The organism is Streptomyces sp. NPDC059853, assembly GCF_042731495.1.
In the GTDB taxonomy this organism is placed as follows: domain Bacteria; phylum Actinomycetota; class Actinomycetes; order Streptomycetales; family Streptomycetaceae; genus Streptomyces.
Window position 1 is genome coordinate 1 of the sequence record NZ_JBHWJL010000494.1, and the last position, 2,297, is coordinate 2,297.

The following is a 2,297-nucleotide window of genomic DNA, read 5'->3' on the forward strand; positions in this document are numbered from 1 at the left end:
ACCCCGTCGCCCCCTAACGCGTCGGCGTCCCCGACACCGCCTCCGCCTGGCTCAACTTCGACGGCATCTCCTACGCCAAAGGCGCCTCCGCACTCCGCCAACTCGTCACCTGGCTCGGCCAGGACACCTTCCTCGCCGGCGTCAACGACCACTTCGCCCGCCACCGCTTCGGCAACGCCACCCTCGCCGACTTCATCGACGCCATGGCCCGCGCCTCCGGACGCGACGTCCACGCCTGGGCCGACGCCTGGCTGCGCACCAGCGGACCCGACCTCCTCACCCCCACCGTCACCGAGCACACCGACCACGACACCAACTGGACCCTCACCCTCGAACACCACGGCAACCGGCCCCACCGCCTCCACATCGGCGCCTACGACGGCGCACACCACCGCGCCACCCACGAGATCGAACTGACCGCCGGCCAACCCACCACCACCCTCACCGCCCCCGGCAACCGCCCCGACCTCCTCATCGTCAACGACGGCGACCTGACCTACGCCAAAGTACGACTGGACCCCCGCTCCTGGACCACCGCCCAGAACGTCCTCTCCCAACTCCCCGACCCCCTCAGCCGCACCGTCGTCTGGAACGCCGCCCGCGACATGGTCCGCGACGCCGAACTCCCCCCGCACGCCTACCTGGAAGCCGCCCGCCACCACCTGCCCACCGAACCCGAAACCGCCATCGTCGAAAGCGTCCTCGCCTTCGCCACCACCCAGATCACCGACCGCTACCTCGCCGGCGAAGAACCCGCCCGCACCGAAGCACTCACCCTCCTCACCGAACTCGCCACCGACCTCGCCCACCACGCCACCGAACGCCAGGACAACGCCAAACACCTCATCGCCCAGCGCACCGCCATCCGCAGCGCCACCGGCGAAACACCCCTCCGCACCTGGCTCGCCGACGACACCACCGGCCACGACCCCGAACTGCGCTGGCGGATCCTCTACCGGCTCGCCACCCTCGGCGCCACCGACGAAACCGAAATCCGGGCAGAAGCCGAACGCGACCCCAGCGCCCAAGGCGAAGAAGGCGCCGCCCGCTGCCTCGCCGCCCTCCCCGACCCCGAAGCCAAAGCCACCGCCTGGCACGCCCTCTTCGACCCGGCCGACACCCTCTCCAACTACCTTTTCACCGCCACGGCACAAGGCTTCTGGCAACCGGAAGAACGCCAACGGGAACTGCTGCGCCCCTACGTCGAACGCTACTTCCCGGCCGCAGCCGGCGTAGCCACCCGCCGCGGCCACGCCCTGGCCGTGGCCACGGCACGCCACGCCTTCCCCCACCCCTTCACGGACCACACCACCCTGACCCTGGCGGAAGCAGCCCTGCGGGAGCCCCTGCCGCAGGCACTCCACCGCAAACTGACCGACGAAACGGACGACCTCCGCCGCGCCCTCCGAGTCCGCGAACGCCCCTGGACGTGAGCGAGGGGCGCCGCCCTGGCGGCCACTGCCCCGGGCGGGCCGCTGCCCCCGGGGGCAGCGACCCGCCCGGACACGGGGCGCCCCGCGCGTGCGGGGAGGACTCGTCGAGGGCGGCGGCCTCCCTGCGCTTCCACGGAACACCCCCGCGCGTGCGGGGAGGACGTCACCGCCGAGCCCAAGGACGGCGTTCTCATCGGAACACCCCCGCGCGTGCGGGGAGGACCCTGGCCTCCGCGCGCAGGAGCCATGCCGTCAGGGAACACCCCCGCGCGTGCGGGGAGGACCAGCCCTCCCGGCGGGCGCGGGCGATGGCGCGCGGAACACCCCCGCGCGTGCGGGGAGGACGCCGCACGCCGCAGCGACGCGACATCGGCGAGCGGAACACCCCCGCGCGTGCGGGGAGGACCCTGAAAATCACGAGCGCCCGATCCCCTTGCGCGGAACACCCCCGCGCGTGCGGGGAGGACGATGCCCACCGACCGGCCGGTGCGTCCCAGCTCGGAACACCCCCGCGCGTGCGGGGAGGACCCATGCCGTCACCGCCATGTGGAGCTGCCTCACGGAACACCCCCGCGCGTGCGGGGAGGACTTCGGGACCAGCAACGTCAACAAGCTGATGGACGGAACACCCCCGCGCGTGCGGGGAGGACCGCTTCGAGGTCTTCAGCCGCCTGCCGGTTCGCGGAACACCCCCGCGCGTGCGGGGAGGACCCTTTTTGAGCTGGGGTTTAGTGAGGGCTTTGCCATTCCTTGGCTAGCTCACTGTGGTCCACCAGTTGAAGGGTAGTGGGTTGTTCCTCTGTTGTGTCCGAGGTTGCTCCTGGTGGGGTGGGTGGGTGCGGGTTCCTGCGGCGCGGGAGGGTG

General features: G+C 71.9%; 1 protein-coding gene, 1 pseudogene and 1 CRISPR repeat array. The gene and the pseudogene both read left to right on the forward strand.

Going from position 1 to position 2,297, the window contains the following annotated elements; translation table 11 throughout:
* Positions 1-65 precede the first annotated feature (65 nt).
* Positions 66-191, forward strand: a pseudogene (locus tag ACFV5N_RS27205) (M1 family aminopeptidase); the annotation flags it as partial.
* A gap of 12 nt (positions 192-203) precedes the next feature.
* Positions 204-1,433 carry an ERAP1-like C-terminal domain-containing protein gene (locus ACFV5N_RS27210; RefSeq protein WP_385605012.1) on the forward strand — a complete coding sequence of 410 codons (1,230 nt, stop codon included), beginning with the start codon at positions 204-206 and terminating at the stop codon, positions 1,431-1,433.
* A 72-nt stretch (positions 1,434-1,505) separates the two neighbouring features.
* Positions 1,506-2,144: a CRISPR direct-repeat array (repeat unit 29 nt; unit sequence CGGAACACCCCCGCGCGTGCGGGGAGGAC).
* Positions 2,145-2,297 lie beyond the last annotated feature (153 nt).

What these genes read in the sequence shown, in the direction of transcription:
- ACFV5N_RS27210 (WP_385605012.1), top strand. Translation starts at nt 204, where the DNA reads ATGGCCCGCGCCTCCGGACGCGACGTCCACGCCTGGGCCGACGCCTGG.